The organism is Arenimonas sp. (assembly GCF_022842045.1).
GTDB lineage: Bacteria > Pseudomonadota > Gammaproteobacteria > Xanthomonadales > Xanthomonadaceae > Arenimonas.
Map to the genome: position 1 here is coordinate 1 of NZ_JALHQI010000059.1, position 18,337 is coordinate 18,337.

The window sequence follows — 18,337 nt, forward strand, 5'->3', positions numbered from 1 at the left end:
CCAGAAGGCCGGTCCATACGTGGACCGGCCTTCGCCTTTTGCGGCCCAGCCGCGGACGCAACAGGTCAGCGCCAGGGGTCATCCCAAAACGCCGCCACTATAGGGCGGCGTTTTCCTTTTCCACCGGCGCGCAGGCGTTGGCGGCCTTCGATATTCGGTGCCTCGTGTGCCACTGTGCGACTCGGCTCGGGCGTGGCGCTGCTGGTCCGGTGCGCCGTGCCGACACGCCTTCCGCAAGGTCGGCGCCGGGGTCCGGGGCGTGCAAAAAAGATTGGCGAAAGGGCTGAAATTCACGCTTTTCGCCCTTGAGCCGGGCCCGCACGCACGCGTATAATTTGCGCCCCACGCCCCGGGGTTTCCTTGGGCTTGCTTGGATCCACCGTGTCCCGAACCCCTGCAGCCACGAACCGCCTGGCGCGTAAAGCCGCGCTGGCACAGTTGCTGGCCGGGGGTGTCGTGGCGGCCCTGCTGGGCGCCCTGTACGGGCTGCCGGCGGCGGCGGCGACGATGACCGGGGCCGTGGCGGTCGCGCTGGGCACGTTCCTGATGGGGCGCGCGCTGCTCGGCGGCGGAGTTACCGACGCGACCGGCGCATTGATGCGCCTCGTGGTCGGCGTGCTCGCCAAGTGGGTGCTGGTCCTGGCGCTTGGCGTGCTGGCGATCGGTGTCTGGAAGCTCCCGCCGCTGCCGCTGCTGGCGGGGCTGGTGGCCGCCCTAGCCGCATCCGCGGTGACGGCAATGCAGCGACGATGAATTCATACAGGTTGGACGCAATGGCAAGCGAAGCCGAACTCACCCCGACGAGCTACATCCAGCACCACCTCAAGAACCTGACCATCCAGTTCGGCGAGGGCGGCTTCTGGCAGCTCAACGTCGACACGCTGGTCATGGCGGCGCTGATGGGCTTCACCATGGTGTTCGCCTTCTGGCTGGCCACCCGCAAGGCCACGTCCGGCGTGCCGGGCAAGTGGCAGGCCTTCGTCGAGATCGTGCTCGAGTTCGTCGACGCCCAGGCGCGCGACGCCTACCCGGGCCGCAGCAAGCTGGTGACGCCGATCGCCATTACCTTGTTCTGCTGGATCCTGATGATGAACCTCATCAAGATGATCCCGGCCGACTTCTTCGCCATTCCGCTGCACGCCGCCGGCATCGAATACTGGAAGCCGGTGCCCACCGCCGACGTCAACGCCACCCTCGGCATGTCGTTCAGCGTGTTCTTCCTGATGATCTTCTTCGCCCTGCGCGCGAAGGGCCTGGGTGGCTTCATCCATGAGTTCTTCACCGCGCCGTTCGGCCCGTGGATGTTCCCGGCCAACATCCTGCTCAACATCGTCGAGCTGCTCAGCAAGCCGGTTTCGCTGGCGATGCGACTGTTCGGCAACATGTACGGCGGCGAGATCGTGTTCCTGCTGATCTGGGTCCTCGGCGGCGTCGGCATCGCCGGTGCGATCGCCGCGGGCGTCTTCGGCCTCGGGTGGATGCTGTTCCACCTGCTGGTGATCCCGCTGCAGGCCTTCATCTTCATGATGCTCTCGATCGTGTACCTGAGCCTCATGGAAGAGCATCACTGAACCACGCTGCAAACCTTCATCCTTTCCTTTCACTCGTAAATCCGCTCGGAGAAACACCATGGAAGCTCTCGCCCTCCTCGCCAACGTTCAGGCCTCGACCATCCTGGCCATCGGCATCATGATCGGCCTCGCCGCCCTCGGCGCCGGCCTGGGCCTGGCCATCATGGCCGGCAAGTTCCTCGAGTCCGCCGCCCGCCAGCCGGAGCTGATCCCGGTCCTGCAGGTCCGCATGTTCATCACCGCCGGCCTGATCGACGCCGCGTTCATCATCACGGTCGCCGTCGGCCTGATGTTCGCCTTCGCGAACCCGCTGATCGGCCCGTTCATCGAGCGCCTGGGCTAATCCGCCCCACCAAGCCCGCGCCCGGCTGACCGCCGGCGCGGGTTGCCGTGCAGGATCCGCAAGGGTCCCGAAAGACACCGGATAGAGCGCAGCCATGAACATCAATGCAACCCTGATCGCCCAGGCGCTGGCCTTCGCAGGCCTCATCTGGATCATCGCGACCAAGATCTGGCCGCCGCTGCTCGCTGCCATCGAGGAGCGCCAGCAGAAGATCGCCGAGGGCCTGGCCGCTGCCGACCGCAGCAAGAAGGACCTGGCGCAGGCCGAGGAGAAGGTCAACGAGGTCCTGCGCGAAGCCCGCGCCAAGGCCAACGAGATCATCGCCCAGGCCGAGGCCCGTCGCGCCCAGATCATCGACCTCGCCAAGGACGAGGCCCATGCGGAAGCCAAGCGCATCCGCATCCAGGCCGACGCCGAGATCGACGCCGCGGCCACCCGCGCCAAGGAAGAGCTGCGCCGCCAGGTCGGTGCGCTCGCCGTGGCCGGTGCCGAGCGCCTGATCCGCAAGGAGATCGACGGCAACGCCCACAAGGCGCTGCTGGACGAGCTCGCCGCCGACATCTGATCCGGACGCCGCCATGAGCCAAGCAGTCACCCTCGCACGCCCCTACGCCCGCGCCGCGTTCTCGCTCGCGCAGGCCCAGGGCGCGCTGCCCAAGTGGTCGGGCATGCTGGGCTTCGCCGCCCAGGTGGCCGCCCATCCCGACGTGCAGGCCCTGTTCGGCCACCCGCGCATGGATGCCGCGTCGCTGGCCCGCATGGTGATGCCGAAGGGCGAGGCCGATGCCGGCTTCGAGCGCTTCGTCGGCGTGCTGGCTGCCAACCGGCGCCTGGCGCTGCTGCCGGAAATCGCCGGGCTGTACGAGCACCTGCGCGCCGAGGCCGAGCGTGTCGTCAAGGCGACGGTGACCTCCGCGGTCGCCCTGGACGCCGACGCCATCGCCCGCCTCACCGCTTCGCTCAAGCGTCGCTTCGGCCGCGAGGTCGAGATCACCGCCAGCGTCGACCCCGCCCTGATCGGCGGTGCCGTCGTGGACGCGGGCGACGTGGTCATCGATGGCTCGATCCGCACCAAGCTGGCGCGCCTCGGCGCGGCGCTGGCGAACTGATCCGATTTTCCTTTGAACCAAGCGCCGGCCCCGGCCGGACGACCCAGGGACATACCCATGCAGACGCTCAACCCGTCCGAAATCAGTGAACTGATCAAGGCCCGCATCGAATCGGCCGGCCTCTCGGCCGACGCCCGCAACGAAGGCACCGTGACCTCCGTCTCCGACGGCATCGTGCGCATCCACGGCCTGGCCGACGTGATGCAGGGCGAAATGGTCGAGCTGCCGAACAGCACGTTCGCGCTGGCGCTGAACCTCGAGCGCGACTCGGTCGGCGCCGTGGTGCTGGGTGACTACGAGCACCTGCGCGAAGGCGACGTGGCCAAGACCACCAACCGCATCCTCGAAGTGCCGGTCGGTCCCGAGCTGCTTGGCCGCGTGGTCAACGCGCTGGGCGAGCCGATCGACGGCAAGGGCCCGCTGAACGCCAAGCTGAGCTCGCCGGTCGAGCGCGTGGCCCCGGGCGTGATCTGGCGCCAGTCCGTCGCCCAGCCGGTGCAGACCGGCTACAAGTCGGTCGACAGCATGATCCCGATCGGCCGCGGCCAGCGCGAGCTGGTCATCGGCGACCGCCAGACCGGCAAGACCGCCCTGGCGATCGACGCGATCATCAACCAGAAGTCCTCGGGCGTTAAGTGCGTCTACGTGGCCATCGGCCAGAAGAACTCGACCATCGCCAACATCGTCCGCCGCCTCGAAGAGAACGGCGCGATGGCCTACACCACGGTGGTCGCCGCCTCGGCGTCCGAGTCGGCCGCGATGCAGTACATCGCCCCGTACTCCGGCTGCGCCATGGGCGAGTACTTCATGGACCGCGGCGAAGACGCCCTGATCGTGTACGACGACCTGTCCAAGCAGGCCGTCGCCTACCGCCAGATCTCGCTGCTGCTGCGCCGCCCGCCGGGCCGCGAAGCCTACCCCGGCGACGTGTTCTACCTGCACTCGCGCCTGCTCGAGCGCGCGGCCCGCGTCTCGGCCGAGTACGTCGAGAAGTTCACCAACGGTGCCGTGAAGGGCAAGACCGGCTCGCTCACCGCGCTGCCGATCATCGAGACCCAGGCCGGTGACGTCTCGGCCTTCGTGCCGACCAACGTGATCTCGATCACCGACGGCCAGATCTTCCTCGAGACCGACCTGTTCAACGCCGGCATCCGCCCGGCCGTGAACGCCGGTATCTCCGTGTCCCGCGTCGGCGGCGCCGCGCAGACCACGATCATGAAGAAGCTCTCGGGCGGCATCCGCATCTCGCTGGCGCAGTACCGCGAGCTCGCGGCCTTCGCCCAGTTCGCCTCCGATCTCGACGAAGCCACCCGCAAGCAGCTCGAGCGCGGCCAGCGCGTCACCGAGCTGATGAAGCAGAAGCAGTACGCGCCGATGTCGATCGCCCAGATGGCGCTGTCCATCTACGCCGTCAACGAGGGCTACCTCGACGACGTGCCGCTGAACAAGATCCTGGCCGTGGAAGCCGGCCTGCACGCCCACCTGAGCAACACCCAGGGCGAGCTCGAGAAGAAGATCGTCGAGACCGGCGCCTGGGACAAGGAAATCGAAGCCCAGTTCAAGCAGGTCATCACCGAGTTCAAGTCCACCGGTACCTGGTAAGGAACTGACATGGCTGGCGGCAGGGAAATCAAGACCAAGATCAAGAGCGTGCAGAACACCCGAAAGGTGACCCGCGCGCTCGAGATGGTCTCGGCATCGAAGATCCGCAAGGCGCAGGACCGCATGAAGGCCTCGCGCCCGTATGCGCGCCTGATGCGCCAGGTCATCGGCCACATCGCGCAGGCGAACACCGAGTACGTGCACCCGTTCATGGCCAAGCGCGACGGCATCAAGCGCATCGGCTACATCGTGGTGTCCACCGACCGCGGCCTGTGCGGCGGCCTGAACTCGCAGATGTTCCGCCGCATCCTGGCCGACATGCGCGGCTGGCAGGAGAAGGGCGTCGAGGTCGACGTGGTCTGCATCGGCCAGAAGGCCTCGGTCTTCTTCCGCCGGCTGAAGGTCAACATGGTCGGCACGGTCACCCACCTGGGCGAGAAGCCGGCGCTGGACCAGCTGGTCGGCGTGATCAAGGTGATGCTGGACGGCTACGCCGCCGGCACCCTCGACCGCGTGTTCCTCTGCTACAACGACTTCATCAACACGATGACCCAGCGCGCCACGCAGGACCAGCTGCTGCCGCTGCCGGCCGCCGAGAAGCTCGACGCCAAGCACGACTGGGACTACCTGTACGAGCCCGACCCGGCCACCGTGCTGGACCAGGTGCTCACCCGTTACGTCGAGTCGCTGGTTTACCAGGCGGTCCTCGAGAACCTGGCGTCCGAGCACGCGGCGCGCATGGTGGCCATGAAGGCGGCCTCCGACAACGCCACCAAGCTGATCGGCACGTTGAACCTGATCTACAACAAGGCCCGCCAGGCCGCGATCACCCAGGAAATCTCGGAGATCGTCGGCGGCGCCGCCGCAGTTTGACCCAAACCCCTTGTAGGAGCGGCTTCAGCCGCGAAGCCCTTCGCCTCGCAGCCTCCACCGCTTCCACAAACCAAAGAATCGCTTCCCAGAGGAAACAGCAATGAGCCAGGGCAAGATTGTTCAGATCATCGGCGCGGTCGTGGACGTCGAGTTCCCGCGCGCGGACGTGCCGAAGGTGTACGACGCACTGAAGGTCGACGGCACCGAGATCACGCTCGAGGTGCAGCAGCAGCTCGGCGACGGCGTCGTGCGCACCATCGCGCTCGGCTCGACCGACGGCCTGAAGCGCAACCTGGTCGCCCGCAACACCGGCGCCGCGATCTCCGTGCCGGTCGGCAAGGAGACCCTGGGTCGCATCATGGACGTGCTCGGTCGCCCGATCGACGAGGCCGGTCCGGTCAACACCAAGGACCACTGGGAGATCCACCGCGCCGCGCCTTCGTATGAAGAGCAGTCCTCGGGCAACGAGCTGCTGGAAACCGGCATCAAGGTGATCGACCTGATGTGCCCGTTCGCCAAGGGCGGCAAGGTCGGCCTGTTCGGCGGCGCCGGCGTCGGCAAGACCGTCAACATGATGGAACTCATCAACAACATCGCCAAGCAGCACGCCGGCCTCTCGGTGTTCGCGGGCGTGGGTGAGCGTACCCGCGAGGGCAACGACTTCTACCACGAGATGAAGGACTCCAACGTCCTGGACAAGGTCGCGATGGTGTACGGCCAGATGAACGAGCCGCCGGGCAACCGCCTGCGCGTCGCGCTGACCGGCCTGACCATGGCCGAGTACTTCCGCGACGACATCGACCCGGCCACCGGCAAGGGCCGCGACATCCTGTTCTTCGTCGACAACATCTACCGCTACACCCTGGCCGGTACCGAAGTGTCGGCGCTGCTGGGCCGCATGCCGTCGGCCGTGGGTTACCAGCCCACCCTGGCCGAGGAAATGGGCGTCCTGCAGGAGCGCATCACCTCGACCAAGACCGGCTCGATCACCTCGATCCAGGCCGTGTACGTGCCCGCGGACGACCTGACCGACCCGTCGCCGGCGACCACCTTCGCCCACCTCGACGCCACCGTCGTGCTGTCGCGAAACATCGCCTCGCTGGGCATCTACCCGGCCGTCGATCCGCTGGACTCGACCTCGCGCCAGCTCGACCCGAACGTCATCGGCAACGAGCACTACGACACCGCGCGCCGCGTGCAGGCCACCCTGCAGAAGTACAAGGAGCTCAAGGACATCATCGCGATCCTGGGCATGGACGAGCTGAGCGAAGAAGACAAGCAGGCCGTGTCCCGCGCCCGCAAGATCGAGCGCTTCTTCTCGCAGCCCTTCCACGTGGCGGAAGTCTTCACCGGCTCGCCGGGCAAGTACGTCACGCTGAAGGAAACCATCCGTGGCTTCCGCATGATCTGCGACGGCGAGTGCGACCACCTGCCGGAGCAGGCTTTCTACATGGTGGGCGGTATCGATGAGGCCTTCGAGAAGGCCAAGAAGATGAGCGCGGCGGCGTAAGCAGCCCTCTCCCCGGCCCTCTCCCGCAAGCGGGAGAGGGGGCAAATGCAGGAATTTCATCATGGCAAGCACCATCCGTTGCGACATCGTCAGCGCCGAGGAAGAGATCTTCCACGGCGAAGTGCAGATGGTCGTGGCCACCGGCGAGCTGGGCGAACTCGGCATCGCGCCGCGCCACGCCCCGCTGATCACCCGGCTCAAGCCCGGCCAGGTGCGCGTCATCCTGGCCAACGGCGAAGAGCAGTTCTTCTACGTCTCCGGCGGCATCCTCGAGGTGCAGCCGCAGGTGGTGACCGTGCTCACCGACACCGCCATCCGCGCCGCCGACCTCGACGAGGCCAAGGCCAAGGAAGCCAAGGCCGAAGCCGAGCGCGTGCTGGCCAACCGCGGCGAAGCCATGGAAATCGCCGAAGCCCAGGCCCGCCTGGCCGAAGCGATGGCGCAGCTGCAGGCGCTCGAGCGCCTGCGCAAGAACCTCAAGCACTGAGCCGGCGGCACGCGGTTCGACGAAACGCCGGCCCCGTGCCGGCGTTTTGCTTTCCGGGGTTCAGCGGTAGACCCATTGGCGCCAGACCACGAATCCGATGGCGGCCATCAGTGCCTCGACCACCGGCTTGGCCAGCCACGACCCGGACAGCCCCGCCGCCGACTCCACCCCGGCCAACAGCGCGGTGCTCAGCACCGTCAGCGCCGACCAGGCCACCAGGAAACGCCACAGATGCCGCCGCTCCAGCTGCGGCTCGCCGCTCCGGGCGAAGGTGTAGCGGCCGTTGAGCCAGTAGCCGAGGCTGGCGCCCGCCACGCGGCCGAGCACGTTTCCCAGCACCAGCGGCAGGCCCAGCGCCGTCAGGCCGATGAACACCGCGCTGTCGAGTAGCAGCTGGGCGCCGCCAACGGCCAGGAAAAGCAGGGCTTGCCGGGTAATCGGGTGCGGGTGGCCGGTCATTCGCGCATGCTAGCAGCGCCGCGCCGGCGCGCCGATACTAGGGGCCAGGAGGGAACCCATGACCCAGGCACTGCACGTGATCATCCTCGCCGCGGGCGAGGGCAAGCGGATGAAGTCGCGCACTCCGAAGGTGCTGCAGGCCATCGCCGGCCGACCGATGCTGGCGCACGCCATCGATACCGCGCGGTCCCTGGGCGCCGCGGGCATCCACATCGTCTATGGCCACGGCGGCGACCAAGTGCGCGCCGCCTTCGCCGGCCAGGCCGACCTGCACTGGGCCGAACAGGCGAAACAGCTGGGCACCGGCCACGCCGTGCTGCAGGCCATGCCGGGCGTGCCCGACCGTGCCCGCGTGCTGGTGCTCTACGCCGACGTCCCCCTGATCACCGTGGATACGCTGCGCCGCCTGCTCGAAGCCGCCGGCAGCCGCGCCGCCGTGCTCACCGAAACCCTGGACGACCCGACCGGCTACGGCCGCGTGGTGCTCGACGGCAACGGCGACGTGCAGGCCATCGTCGAAGACAAGGACGCGGACGAGCGCCAGCGCGCGGTGCGCCTGGTCAACACCGGCGTGGTCGCCGCACCCGCTGCCGACCTGCGTCGTTGGCTGGGCCGGCTGGGCAACGACAATGCGCAGGCCGAGTACTACCTCACCGACATCTTCGCCATGGCGCGCGCCGACGGCCGCGCCGCGGCGCAGGTGGGCTGCGCGGTACGCGGCGAGGCCGAGGGCGCCAACGATCCGATCCAGCTGGCAAGACTGGAGCGCGCCTTCCAGCGCCGCGCCGCCGAAGCCCTGATGCGCGAAGGCGTGCGCCTGGCCGACCCCGCGCGCTACGACCAGCGCGGCACGGTCGTGGCCGGTCGGGACGTCGAGATCGATGCCAACGTGATCCTCGAAGGCCACGTGGTGCTCGGCGACGAGGTCCGCATCGGGCCCTTCTGCCGCCTGCGCGACGTGGTGCTGGGCGCTGGCACCGTGGTGCGCGCGCACAGCGACCTCGAGGGCGTGGCGGCCGGCGCCGGCTGCACCATCGGGCCCTACGCCCGCCTGCGCCCGGGCACCGAGCTGGCCGACGACGTGCACATCGGCAACTTCGTCGAAACCAAGAAGGCGCGCCTGGGGCCGGGCAGCAAGGCCAACCACCTCAGCTACCTGGGCGACGCCGAGATCGGCAGCGCGGTGAACATCGGCGCCGGCACCATCACCTGCAACTACGACGGCGTGAACAAATCCACCACCACGATCGGTGACGGCGCTTTCATCGGCTCGAACTCGTCGCTGGTGGCGCCGGTCACCATCGGCGAGCAGGCCACCATCGGCGCCGGCTCGGTCATCAGCAAGCCTGCCCCCGCCGGCAAGCTCACCGTCGCCCGCGGCCGCCAGCAAACCGTCGACGGCTGGCAGCGTCCCACCAAGAAATAGCGCCCGTGGGACGGAAGTCCCTCCCACGGGTGTCAATCGGCGGTGGGCAGCACGAGGGTAACGACCAGCCCGCCCTCCTTGCGGTTGCCAAGGCTGATGCGGCCGCCGTGCGCTTCGGCGATCTCGCGGGCCAGCGCCAAGCCGAGGCCCGTGCCGCTGCGCTTGGTGGAATAGAACGGCACCAGCGCATTCGCCAGCACGGCGTCGCTCATGCCGGTGCCGCGGTCGCCGATCTCGATGCGCAGCTGGCCGGGCAGGCGCCGCACGCGCAGCGTCACGCCCTCCGGCGGTGAACCGGACTCGTGCGCGTTCTTGAGCAGGTTCAGCAGCGCCTGTTCGATCTGCGGCACGTCCAGGCGCGCCGGCTCCTCGGGCAGCTCGCCTTCGAGCGTGAAGCCGACCTGGCTGCGCAGGCGCTCGACCAGCGCCGGCCACATTACCGCCTCCAGCCGCGGCGAAGGCAGCTTGGCGAAGCTGGCGTAGCCGCGGATGAACCCTTCCAGGTGACGCGCCCGCTCTTCGATGGTGGCGAACACCGACTCGAGCCGTGCGTGCTGGCCGCGACGCGTGAGTTCGGCGCCCGAATGCGCCAGCGAGGCGACGGGCGCCAGCGAGTTGTTGAGCTCGTGGCTGATGACGCGGATGACCTTCTTCCAGGTCTGTACTTCCTGCCGCCGCAGCTCGGTGGTGAGCTGGCGCAGCATCAGCAGGCGCTGCGGCCGGCCGTTGAGGCGAAACTCGCGGTGGGAGACGTGCCAGGTCTGCTCGTCGTCGTCCTCGCCCATCCCGAACAGCCCGTCCCGGCCCGATTCGATCGCATCGCGCAGCGGCGCCGGGGCCTGCGCCAGCAGCCCGTCGAGCGCGTGCCCTTCGAGCCGCCGCCCGCGGTTGAACTCGCGCCTTGCGGCAAGGTTGGCGTAGGTCACGCGGCCGGCAGGATCCACCAGCACCATCGCCACCGGCGTGTTCTGCACCATCGTGTCGAGCAGCAGCTCGCGCTGGATCAGCGCCAGGCGCTGCTCGCGCAGCGCGTCGCCGAGCGCATTGTGGGTATCGACCAGCTCGGCGATCTCGTCGTTGCGGCGCCAGGCGAGGCCGAAGCTGAAATCGCCGTCGCGATAACTGTCCACGGTGCCGCCCAGGGCGCGGAACAGCGAAAGCATCGGCTGCAGGAACTGCCTGACCGCGATCGCCACCACCGGCAGCATCACGATCAGCGTGAGCGCGAACGCCACGGGTGGCGACGCCAGCCAGGCCTGAAGCCCGACCGCCAGCGCGACCGCCGCCAGCACCAGCGCGAACGCCAGGCCAGCGAGCCGTCCCGCCAGCGACCAGCGTGCGCCGCGCGCCTTCGCCATCTCAGCCGCGCCCGATGCCCAGGCGTTCGAGGCGGCGATACAGCGCCTGCCGGCTCAACCCGAGTTCGGCCGCGGCCTGCGCCAGCACGCCGTTGGCGCGGGCGATGGCGGCCTCGATCGCGGCGCGGTCGGGTTCGGAGTCGGTGGCGGGCGCGGCCGGCGCCACGGGGGCATTGGTCGACGACGGCAGGCCCAGGTCGGTGGCCAGCACTTCCGGCGCGGTGCCCAGCAGCAGGGCGCGCTGCAGCGTGTTCTTCAGCTCGCGCACGTTGCCTGGCCAGCGATGCCGCAGCAGCGCCTCGCGCGCCCCGGGCGACAGCGGCTTGGCGCCGGCGACGAAGTGCTCGGCCAGCGGCAGGATATCGTCGGGGCGTTCGGCCAGCGGCGGCAACCGCAGCTCGATCAGGTTCAGGCGGTAGTAGAGGTCTTCGCGGAACTGGCCCGCGCGGATCATCGCCGGCAGGTCGGCGTTGGTGGCGCTGATCACGCGCACGCGCACCTGGCGCTCGCGGTTGCTGCCCAGGCGCTCGAAGCGGCCGGTCTCGAGGACGCGCAGCAGCTTCATCTGCCCGGCGGGCGGCAGGTTGCCGATTTCATCCAAGAACAGCGTGCCGCCGTCGGCGGCCTCGAACTTGCCCTCGCGGGCCTTGGTGGCGCCCGTGTACGCGCCGGCCTCGGCGCCGAACAGCTCGGCCTCGATCAGTTCCGCCGGCAGGGCGCCGCAGTTGAGCGTCACGAACGGCCCGGACTTCACCGCGGAGTTGGCTTGCAGGATGCCGGCGATGACTTCCTTGCCCGAGCCGTTCGGGCCGGTCACCAGCACCGGCACGTCGGCCTGCGCCACCTGCGCCGCCAGGCCCAGCAGCCGCGCCATCGCATCGTCGGCCCAGACCATGCCGCGCAGGTCGAGCTTCGATTCGATGGCGCTGCGGGTGCGCTGGCGCGCGCCGCGTTCGCGCGCCAGCAGGCGGTTGGCCTGGCCCAGCTCGATCAGGTTCGACACCGAGGCCATCAGCCGCGCATCGTCCCAGGGCTTGCCCAGGTAGTCGGCGGCGCCCGCCTTGACGAGGCTGACGGCCGCGTCGAGGTGGGTCCACGCCGTCAGCAGCACGATCGGCAGGTCCGGATGCGCCGCGCGGATCTGCCTGAACAAGGCCTCGCCTTCCTCGCCCGAGGTGGTGTCGGCGCGGAAGTTCATGTCCTGCACCACCAGGTCCACCGGCGTTTCGGCCAGCAGGCGCAGCCCTTCCTCCGGCCCGCCCGCGTGCAGCGTGCGCAGGTCATGCAGCGAGAACAGCACCTCCAGCGCGGTGGCGATGGCCGGGTTGTCGTCGATCACCAGGACGGTAGGCATGGCCGGAATTCTCACACACTGCGGGTCGCTTCGGCCGGCGGGATGCGCGCCGCGCGCCAGGCCGGTCCCAGGGCCGCCAGCAGGCCCAGGGCCCACAGCGCGACCACGCCGGCAGGCAGGATGGCCAGCGGCAGGCGCGGCACTTCCAGCGCGCTCACCAGCCACTGGTTCAGCGCAAGCGCCAGGCCCAGGCCCACGGCGATGCCGAAGCTGGTGACCATGAAATTCTCGACCAGGAAGTAGCGCAGGATGTCGTGCCGGCGGGCGCCGATCGCGCGCCGCACGCCGATCTGCTTGCGGCGCTGGTTCACCCACAGCGAGGCCATGCCGACGATGCCCGAGGCCGTCACCAGCACCAGCAGGCCCATCACCGTGATCAGCATCCAGGCCAGCGAGCGGTCGGCGCGGTAGCGGATCGCCCGTGCCTCCTTGATGCTCCGGTTGCTGGTCATGACCCGGTCGTCGCGCGCCGCGACCAGCGCGTCCTCGACCTCGCGCATGACCTTGTCGAGCTGGCCGGGCTCGGCCCGGACCAGGTACTGCGCGGTCGGGGTGAGTTGGCGCAACGGCACGATCATCGAGCGCTCCGCCGCGTCGCCCAGCTGGGCCCAGGGAGACTGCAGCCGGGCGATCACGCCGATCACCTCCATGCGCGAATCGCCTAGGTAGACCGCCTTGCCGACATAGCTCTGGTCGTCCGGGAACAACTGCTTCGCCAGCGCGCGTGACAGGACCACCTGGCGCGGACTGATGTTGGCAAGCGAGGGCTCGATCACCTGCACTTCGTCCGGGGTGAAGTAGCGGCCTTCGACCAGCTCCAGCCCCAGCGTCTCGACCAGGTCCTCGGAGCTGAAGTAGAAGGCCGTGTTGGTGCTTTCGACCGCCGGGTCGTTGGAGTTCGGCTGCACGCTCAGGTTCCAGCCCGACTGGTTCAGCGGCGCCATGTTGGCGGTGGCGACCGAAGCCACGCCGGGCATGGCGCGCATCATCGCCAGGTCGGCATCGAGCATGGCCGGCACGTCGATGCCCTCGCGGAAGCCGTAGAACCGGATGAAGAACACGTTGTCCTCGTCCACGCCGGTGGGGCGCGCCGAGACCGCCAGGCGGTCCTGCACGATGTAGGCGGCGTTGCCGAGGATGGCCAGCGTCAGCGCGACCTGGGCCGCGATCAGCAGCGCGCCGGTCTTGGAGCGCAGCAGCGCGGAAAGGATGGGGCGGATTTCCATGGCGGGCCTCACTGGGTCTTGAGCTGGATGGCGGGGACGACCTGGCAGGCGCGCCAGGTGGGCAACAGGCCGGCAAGCACGGCGGCCAGGATGGCGACGGCCACGGTGGCCATCAGCATCATCGGGTCCATGCGGGCCACGGCGGCGACCTCCTCGGACTGCCGCGCCAGCAGCCACAATCCGCCGAAGGTGAGGCCGAGCCCGACCAGGCCGCCGGCCGCGCCGACCACGCCGGCCTGGACCAGGTACTGCTGGAACACCTGCGTGCGGGTGGCGCCCAGCGCGCGGCGCACGCCGATCTCGCCGGCGTGGGCGGTGAACTTGGCGAGCAGCAGGCCGATGGTGTTGACCACGCACACCAGCAGGAAGCCCAGCGCCAGCAGCGTCTGCAGGATGGTGTCGTCGCCGAGCACGTCCTGCTCGACCATCCACTCGCGCACGTCCAGCAGGCGCGAGCGCTCGCCGACCGGCAGGCGGCCCAGGGCCTTCTGGCCCTCGATGTAGGCGCCCAGGCGCTCGCGGTAGGCGGTGCGCTCACCGGCATCGGCCAGCTCGACCCAGTACTGCATGAACACGCATTCGGAGTTGAGCAGGCCGGTGTAGCCCGGCTCCGGGCCGTCGCCGCTGCAGTTGACGTTGCCGTTGGGGTTGGACTCGTTGGCGATGGCGGTGTTGAGCGGGATGAACACGTCCTCGGTCTCGCCGAAGCGGTTGTTGCCGCCGATCAGCCAGTAGAACTTCGGCATCGGCTGCCAGGGCGCCAGCACGCCGCTGACCACGAACTCGCGATCGAACATGCGCAGGCGCCGGCCGGTCGGGTCCTCGGTCCCGAACAGACGCTCGGCGAAGGCCGCCGACAGCACCACCTCGGTGCCGCCGCGCGCATCCACTTCGGCGCTCCACGGCCCGCCGTGGCGGAAGGGGACGTCGAACATCGGGAAGAAGTCGGCGCCCACGGCCAGGCCATTGATGAGGACGTTGCCGGCTTCGCCGTCGGGCTCGGCGACGCCACCGACCGCGTACATCGCGCTGCGGCGCAGGCCATCGCCGGCCGCGAGCAGCTCGCGCGCGTCGATCCAGCTCAGGTGGTCGTTCGGAGCCTGGCCCGCCGGCGTCTCGGCCGGCTGGTTGTCCACCTGCACCACGAACAGCCGGTCGGACTTGGACGGGATCGGATCGCCCGACATCGCCCGCAGCACGGTCAGCGTCGACATGCTGGTGGCGACGCCGACCGCCAGGGTCAGCACCATCAGCGCGGTGAGGATGGGATTTCGGCGCAGGCTGCGCAGCCCCAGCTTGAAGTAGTAGGCAAACATGGCGTGCTCCGGATCAGGACGCCGCGGCGGCGGAAGCGGCCACCGCGCGCGGCGGCAGCGACGGGTGCACCAGGTCGCTGACCTGGCCGTCGACGATGTGCACGTTGCGGGCCGCGCGCGCCGCCAGCTCCGGGTCGTGGGTGACCATCACGATGGTGGTGCCCTCGGCGTTGATCTGCTCGAGCAGCTCCATCACGCCGCGCGCCATCTGGGTGTCGAGGTTGCCGGTGGGCTCGTCGGCCAGCAGCAGGCGCGGCGAGCCGGCCAGCGCGCGCGCGATCGCCACGCGCTGCTGCTGGCCGCCGGAGAGTTCGGCCGGGTAGTGCTTGGCGCGCGAGCCCAGGCCGACCTTGCCCAGCGCATCGTCGATGCGGCGCTTGCGCTCGGCGGCGTTGAGGCCGCGGTAGCGCAGCGGCACGTCCACGTTGTCGAACAAGTTCAGGTCCGGGATCAGGTTGAAGCCCTGGAAGATGAAACCGATCTTCTCGTTGCGCAGGCGCGAGCGCTTGTCGTCGGACAGGCCGCGCACTTCGACCCCATCGAGCAGGTAGGTGCCGTCGGTGAACTCCTCCAGCAGGCCGGCGATGTTGAGGAAGGTGGTCTTGCCCGAGCCCGAGGGGCCGGTGACGGCCACGAACTCGCCTTCCTGCACGTGGATGTCGAAGCCGCGCAGGGCGTGGGTCTCGATCATGTGGGTGCGGTAGATCTTGCTGAGGTTGTTCATGCGGAGCATGGCGGTTTCCTTGGCGGCGAAAGGGAAGGGAATCAGTCGTTGAGCTGGACGCGTTCGGCATCGTCGAAGGTGTCGGTGCCCGCGATCACCACCGACTCGCCGACGGCCAGGCCCTCGAGCACTTCGACGTGGGTGACGCTGGCGGTGCCGAGGCGGATCGGCCGTCGCACGGCGACGCCGTCCTCGACCACCCAGGCGGTGCGCCCGCCCTGGGCCTCGATGAAGGGGCCGCGCGGCAGCATCAGGGTGTCGGCGCGTTCGTCGATCAGGATGCGGGCGTTGACGCGCTGGTTCTGGCGCAGGCCGGCCGGCTGCTCGCCCTCGAAGGCGACGCGGACGCGGACGCGGCTGGCGACCACTTCCGGCGAGATCGCGCTGATCTTGCCCGGCGCCTGCGCGCTGCCGATGCGGACGTCGGCGCTCATGCCGATGCCCAGGTCGTCGGCGTAGGTCTCCGGGGCTTCCAGCTCCACTTCCAGGCGCGAGAGGTCGACCACGGTGACCAGCGGCGCATTGGCCACCACCACCGCGCGATCGGTCACCGACACGGTGCCGACGATGCCGTCCACCGGCGCGCGGATCTGCAGGTCCTCGACCCGGCGCTGCAGGTCGGCCACCACCAGTGCCTGGCGCTCCAGCGCGCGCTCGCGGGTGGTCAGGTCGAAGGCGGTGGACTGCTGCGCCAGGCCGCTGTCGGCCTTGGCGTGGCTGAGCCGGATCTCGGCCGAGCGCACGGCGTCGCGCGCGGCCAGCAGGTCCACTTCGGAAACGACGCCCAGCCCGTGGCCGCGTTCGGCGCGCTGCAGGTCGCGCTGGGCGGTGGTCAGGGCCAGTTCGGCCTCGTCGGTGGTGCGGCGGGTCAGCAGGCTGGCCTGGCGCGCGGTGATGCGCTGGCGGCCGACCTCGGCCTCGAGACTGGCGAGCGTGGACTGCTCGCGGGCGAGTTCGTTGGTGAGCTCCGGCGAGTCGAGACGCGCCAGCACGTCGCCGCGCTTCACCGTCGCGCCCGCCTGGGCGGTGAGCGTGATGGTGCCGGCGACCGGCGCGTACAGCGTGGGGCTGACCGCGGCCACGACGCGGCCCTCGACCGCGACGTCGCGGACGAAGGTGCCCTGGGTGACGTCGGCGATGCGCACGCGCGCGGCCGAGACCGAGCGGTCGCTGGACGACCAGCCCATCACCAGCAGCACCAGCGCAACGACGACGGCGGCGCCGATGGCCGCCTTGGCCAGCAGGCCGCGACGGCGATGGCCGGCGGGCGGAGTGACGGCGCGGTCCTGGGCGGAAGTGTCGCGGATCATGTCGGGTTCCATGGCAAGGTCGGGGAAGGAAATGCACGACCCGTGCCAAGCCCCAAGTGCTTGATTGGAAAGCCTATCCTTGCCCGCCGCCGGCGTCCGCGGCCGTCCGCCCGGCGTCCGCGCCGGGAGCGTCCGGACATTGCCGGGCCGTACAGCAGGGGAGGTCGCGGCATCCCGTAAACTGGCGGCCTTCATCCCCGGAATCTGTGTCCATGTGCGGAATCGTCGGCATCAGCGCCCAGCGCAACATCGTCAAGCACCTGATCGACGGCCTGGCGGCGCTGGAGTACCGCGGCTATGACTCGGCCGGCGTGGCCCTGCTCGGCCCCGACGGCATCGTCCGCCTGCGCGCCAAGGGCAAGGTCCGCGACCTGGCCGCGCTGCAGCTTGAAACCGGCCTCGATGGCCACTGCGGCATCGCCCACACCCGCTGGGCCACCCACGGCGTGCCCAGCGAAGGCAACGCCCACCCGCATGTGTCGGGCCAGGTCAGCGTGGTGCACAACGGCATCATCGAGAACCACGCCGCCCTGCGCGCCGAGCTGCAGGCGCAGGGCTACGAATTCAGCTCGCAGACCGACACCGAAGTGATTGCGCACATGGTCGAGCGCGCCCAGCGCGCCGGGCGCACGCTGCTGCAGGCGGTGCAGGAGGTGGTGCCGCAGCTGCACGGCGCCTACGCCATCGTGGTGGTCTCGGCGCGCGAGCCGGGCACCCTGGTCGGCGCGCGCCTGGGCTCGCCGCTGGTGGTCGGCCTGGGCGAGGGCGAGCAGTACTTCGGCTCCGACGTGCACGCGCTGCTGCCGCTGACCCGCCGCTTCCTGTACCTGGAGGAAGGCGACGTCGCCGAACTCTCCACCGCCGGCGTGCAGGTGTACACGCTCGCGGGCGAGAAAGTGCAGCGCGAGGTCAAGGAGTCGCAGTTCAACGCCGACGCCGTGCAGCGCGGCGACTACGCCCACTACATGCTCAAGGAAATCCACGAGCAGGCGCAGGCCGTGGCCGACACGCTGGAAGGCCGCATCGCCGGCGGCAAGGTGCTCACCCAGATCTTCGGCGTCGAGGCCGAGCAGTTGCTGGCCGCCACCCAGGCCGTGCACATCATCGCCTGCGGCACCAGCTACCATGCCGGCCTGGTGGCGCGTTACTGGATCGAACAGCTGGCCGGCGTGCCCTGCACGACCGAGATCGCCAGCGAGTACCGCTACCGCGACCCGGTGGTGCGCGAAGGCACGCTGTTCCTCACCATTTCCCAGTCCGGCGAAACCGCCGACACCCTGGCCGCGCTCAAGCTGGCCAAGCAGATGCCCTACCTGGCGCAGCTGGCGGTGTGCAACGTGCCCGAGTCCTCGATCGTGCGGGAATCGTCGCTGGTGCTGATGACCCGCGCCGGCCCCGAGATCGGCGTCGCCTCGACCAAGGCCTTCACCACCCAGCTGGTGGCGCTGGCGCTGTTCGCGCTGGCGCTGGCGCGCAGCAAGGGCCTGGACGACGCCCGCTACGCTGACGGCGTGCGCCAGCTCGAGCAACTGCCGGGCCTGATCGTCGAGACGCTGAAGCTCGACGACGACATCAAGGCGCTGGCCGAGCGCTTCGCCGGCAAGCAGCACGCGCTGTTCCTGGGCCGCGGCACGCACTGGCCGGTGGCGATGGAGGGCGCGCTCAAGCT

At 69.5% G+C, this 18,337-nt stretch carries 18 protein-coding genes; 11 read left to right on the forward strand and 7 right to left on the reverse strand.

Annotated features, from left to right (window positions below; all coding sequences use genetic code 11):
* The first annotated feature begins 381 nt into the window (after window positions 1-381).
* The 9 genes from Q0C12_RS11630 (at window position 382) to Q0C12_RS11670 (ending at window position 7,495) form a co-directional block, all read left to right on the forward strand.
* Window positions 382-753: a hypothetical protein gene (locus Q0C12_RS11630; protein ID WP_290890478.1), complete on the forward strand. Its 372-nt coding sequence runs from the start codon at window positions 382-384 to the stop codon at window positions 751-753.
* 20 nt (window positions 754-773) lie between these two features.
* The gene (gene atpB / locus Q0C12_RS11635; RefSeq protein ID WP_290890479.1) at window positions 774-1,571 is read left to right on the forward strand and encodes a F0F1 ATP synthase subunit A; all 798 of its coding nucleotides are present in this window, start codon (window positions 774-776) and stop codon (window positions 1,569-1,571) included.
* 58 nt (window positions 1,572-1,629) lie between these two features.
* Window positions 1,630-1,914, forward strand: a complete 285-nt coding sequence (atpE, locus tag Q0C12_RS11640; RefSeq protein ID WP_034212061.1) for a F0F1 ATP synthase subunit C — start codon at window positions 1,630-1,632, stop codon at window positions 1,912-1,914.
* 94 nt (window positions 1,915-2,008) lie between these two features.
* Window positions 2,009-2,479 carry a F0F1 ATP synthase subunit B gene (locus tag Q0C12_RS11645; protein WP_034212060.1) on the forward strand — a complete coding sequence of 157 codons (471 nt, stop codon included), beginning with the start codon at window positions 2,009-2,011 and terminating at the stop codon, window positions 2,477-2,479.
* Between the two features lie 13 nt (window positions 2,480-2,492).
* Window positions 2,493-3,023 carry a F0F1 ATP synthase subunit delta gene (locus Q0C12_RS11650; protein ID WP_290890480.1) on the forward strand — a complete coding sequence of 177 codons (531 nt, stop codon included), beginning with the start codon at window positions 2,493-2,495 and terminating at the stop codon, window positions 3,021-3,023.
* A gap of 57 nt (window positions 3,024-3,080) precedes the next feature.
* The gene (gene atpA, locus Q0C12_RS11655) at window positions 3,081-4,625 is read left to right on the forward strand and encodes a F0F1 ATP synthase subunit alpha (RefSeq protein WP_290890481.1); all 1,545 of its coding nucleotides are present in this window, start codon (window positions 3,081-3,083) and stop codon (window positions 4,623-4,625) included.
* A 9-nt stretch (window positions 4,626-4,634) separates the two neighbouring features.
* Entirely contained in the window at window positions 4,635-5,498 is an 864-nt protein-coding gene (gene atpG, locus Q0C12_RS11660; RefSeq protein WP_290890482.1) for a F0F1 ATP synthase subunit gamma, read from the forward strand.
* Between the two features lie 100 nt (window positions 5,499-5,598).
* Window positions 5,599-7,008: a F0F1 ATP synthase subunit beta gene (gene atpD / locus Q0C12_RS11665; protein ID WP_290890483.1), complete on the forward strand. Its 1,410-nt coding sequence runs from the start codon at window positions 5,599-5,601 to the stop codon at window positions 7,006-7,008.
* A gap of 61 nt (window positions 7,009-7,069) precedes the next feature.
* Window positions 7,070-7,495, forward strand: coding sequence for a F0F1 ATP synthase subunit epsilon (locus Q0C12_RS11670; protein ID WP_034212050.1), 426 nt, complete (start codon window positions 7,070-7,072; stop codon window positions 7,493-7,495).
* A gap of 60 nt (window positions 7,496-7,555) precedes the next feature.
* Here the strand turns inward: Q0C12_RS11670 and Q0C12_RS11675 are convergent, their stop codons facing one another.
* Window positions 7,556-7,954, reverse strand: coding sequence for a GtrA family protein (locus Q0C12_RS11675; RefSeq protein ID WP_290890484.1), 399 nt, complete (start codon window positions 7,952-7,954; stop codon window positions 7,556-7,558).
* A 58-nt stretch (window positions 7,955-8,012) separates the two neighbouring features.
* On the opposite strand from Q0C12_RS11675, the gene glmU reads away from it, so the two are divergent.
* Window positions 8,013-9,380, forward strand: coding sequence for a bifunctional UDP-N-acetylglucosamine diphosphorylase/glucosamine-1-phosphate N-acetyltransferase GlmU (gene glmU / locus Q0C12_RS11680; protein WP_290890485.1), 1,368 nt, complete (start codon window positions 8,013-8,015; stop codon window positions 9,378-9,380).
* Window positions 9,381-9,412: 32 nt separating this feature from the next.
* On the opposite strand, the gene Q0C12_RS11685 is transcribed toward glmU, so the two are convergent.
* The 6 genes from Q0C12_RS11685 to Q0C12_RS11710 are packed head-to-tail and all read right to left on the reverse strand — an operon-like array spanning window position 9,413 to window position 16,668.
* Complete coding sequence (locus tag Q0C12_RS11685) at window positions 9,413-10,738, reverse strand: ATP-binding protein (RefSeq protein WP_290890486.1); 1,326 nt, start codon at window positions 10,736-10,738, stop codon at window positions 9,413-9,415.
* 1 nt (window position 10,739) lies between these two features.
* Window positions 10,740-12,092: a sigma-54 dependent transcriptional regulator gene (locus Q0C12_RS11690; protein WP_290890487.1), complete on the reverse strand. Its 1,353-nt coding sequence runs from the start codon at window positions 12,090-12,092 to the stop codon at window positions 10,740-10,742.
* A gap of 11 nt (window positions 12,093-12,103) precedes the next feature.
* Window positions 12,104-13,318 carry an FtsX-like permease family protein gene (locus Q0C12_RS11695; protein ID WP_290890488.1) on the reverse strand — a complete coding sequence of 405 codons (1,215 nt, stop codon included), beginning with the start codon at window positions 13,316-13,318 and terminating at the stop codon, window positions 12,104-12,106.
* 8 nt (window positions 13,319-13,326) lie between these two features.
* The gene (locus Q0C12_RS11700; RefSeq protein WP_290890489.1) at window positions 13,327-14,634 is read right to left on the reverse strand and encodes an ABC transporter permease; all 1,308 of its coding nucleotides are present in this window, start codon (window positions 14,632-14,634) and stop codon (window positions 13,327-13,329) included.
* 13 nt (window positions 14,635-14,647) lie between these two features.
* Window positions 14,648-15,367 carry an ABC transporter ATP-binding protein gene (locus Q0C12_RS11705; protein WP_290890490.1) on the reverse strand — a complete coding sequence of 240 codons (720 nt, stop codon included), beginning with the start codon at window positions 15,365-15,367 and terminating at the stop codon, window positions 14,648-14,650.
* A gap of 32 nt (window positions 15,368-15,399) precedes the next feature.
* Window positions 15,400-16,668 (reverse strand): efflux RND transporter periplasmic adaptor subunit, encoded by a 1,269-nt coding sequence (locus Q0C12_RS11710; RefSeq protein ID WP_290890491.1) that lies wholly within the window; start codon window positions 16,666-16,668, stop codon window positions 15,400-15,402.
* A 212-nt stretch (window positions 16,669-16,880) separates the two neighbouring features.
* On the opposite strand from Q0C12_RS11710, the gene glmS reads away from it, so the two are divergent.
* Window positions 16,881-18,337: glutamine--fructose-6-phosphate transaminase (isomerizing) (glmS, locus tag Q0C12_RS11715; protein WP_290890492.1), on the forward strand; the 1,457-nt coding region annotated here is incomplete at its 3' end.

Bases quoted from the DNA above. Each gene is read 5' to 3' on its own strand.
- Q0C12_RS11650 (WP_290890480.1), top strand. From the start codon at position 2,493: ATGAGCCAAGCAGTCACCCTCGCACGCCCCTACGCCCGCGCCGCGTTC.
- Q0C12_RS11705 (WP_290890490.1), bottom strand. From the start codon at position 15,367: ATGCTCCGCATGAACAACCTCAGCAAGATCTACCGCACCCACATGATC.
- Q0C12_RS11690 (WP_290890487.1), bottom strand. From the start codon at position 12,092: ATGCCTACCGTCCTGGTGATCGACGACAACCCGGCCATCGCCACCGCG.
- Q0C12_RS11700 (WP_290890489.1), bottom strand. From the start codon at position 14,634: ATGTTTGCCTACTACTTCAAGCTGGGGCTGCGCAGCCTGCGCCGAAAT.
- atpD (WP_290890483.1), top strand. From the start codon at position 5,599: ATGAGCCAGGGCAAGATTGTTCAGATCATCGGCGCGGTCGTGGACGTC.
- Q0C12_RS11695 (WP_290890488.1), bottom strand. From the start codon at position 13,318: ATGGAAATCCGCCCCATCCTTTCCGCGCTGCTGCGCTCCAAGACCGGC.
- Q0C12_RS11710 (WP_290890491.1), bottom strand. From the start codon at position 16,668: ATGATCCGCGACACTTCCGCCCAGGACCGCGCCGTCACTCCGCCCGCC.
- Q0C12_RS11645 (WP_034212060.1), top strand. From the start codon at position 2,009: ATGAACATCAATGCAACCCTGATCGCCCAGGCGCTGGCCTTCGCAGGC.
- glmU (WP_290890485.1), top strand. From the start codon at position 8,013: ATGACCCAGGCACTGCACGTGATCATCCTCGCCGCGGGCGAGGGCAAG.
- Q0C12_RS11670 (WP_034212050.1), top strand. From the start codon at position 7,070: ATGGCAAGCACCATCCGTTGCGACATCGTCAGCGCCGAGGAAGAGATC.
- atpG (WP_290890482.1), top strand. From the start codon at position 4,635: ATGGCTGGCGGCAGGGAAATCAAGACCAAGATCAAGAGCGTGCAGAAC.
- atpA (WP_290890481.1), top strand. From the start codon at position 3,081: ATGCAGACGCTCAACCCGTCCGAAATCAGTGAACTGATCAAGGCCCGC.
- Q0C12_RS11685 (WP_290890486.1), bottom strand. From the start codon at position 10,738: ATGGCGAAGGCGCGCGGCGCACGCTGGTCGCTGGCGGGACGGCTCGCT.
- Q0C12_RS11675 (WP_290890484.1), bottom strand. From the start codon at position 7,954: ATGACCGGCCACCCGCACCCGATTACCCGGCAAGCCCTGCTTTTCCTG.
- atpE (WP_034212061.1), top strand. From the start codon at position 1,630: ATGGAAGCTCTCGCCCTCCTCGCCAACGTTCAGGCCTCGACCATCCTG.
- atpB (WP_290890479.1), top strand. From the start codon at position 774: ATGGCAAGCGAAGCCGAACTCACCCCGACGAGCTACATCCAGCACCAC.